Raw genomic sequence first — 383 nt, forward strand, 5'->3', positions numbered from 1 at the left:
AGCCGGACCACATGGTCAGGTTGGACGGCGCCAGATCCGCAGAGCCACCCATGAACTCGGGCAGCAGCTTGCCGAAGGCTTCCAGGGAATTCTGGGAGGCTTTACGGGTCGCGATCTTGGCCGGGTTAGCCTGCAGGGTCTCGATGATCTTGGCAGATTCGGCGGCCCAGTTGGCCGGCAGCTCACCGACGGTGCGGCGCTTGAACTCGCTTGCCAGGGTCGGGTGCGCGGCTTCATAGGCGGCAAACTTGGCAGCCCAGTCGGATTCGAGCTTGGTGCCCTTCTCCTGGGCATTCCACTCGGCGGCGATCTCGGACGGAATGACGAACGGCGCGTGATCCCATTTCAGGAAGGCACGGGCGGCGGCGATCTCGTCGTTGCCC

Annotated in this window: 1 pseudogene; it reads right to left on the reverse strand. The window is 64.5% G+C overall.

Features of this window, described 5'->3' with window-relative positions:
• Positions 1–383, reverse strand: a pseudogene (locus KW825_RS20295) (transketolase); the annotation flags it as partial.

This window comes from Aeromonas sp. sif2433 (assembly GCF_019218705.1).
Classification (GTDB): domain Bacteria; phylum Pseudomonadota; class Gammaproteobacteria; order Enterobacterales; family Aeromonadaceae; genus Aeromonas; species Aeromonas encheleia.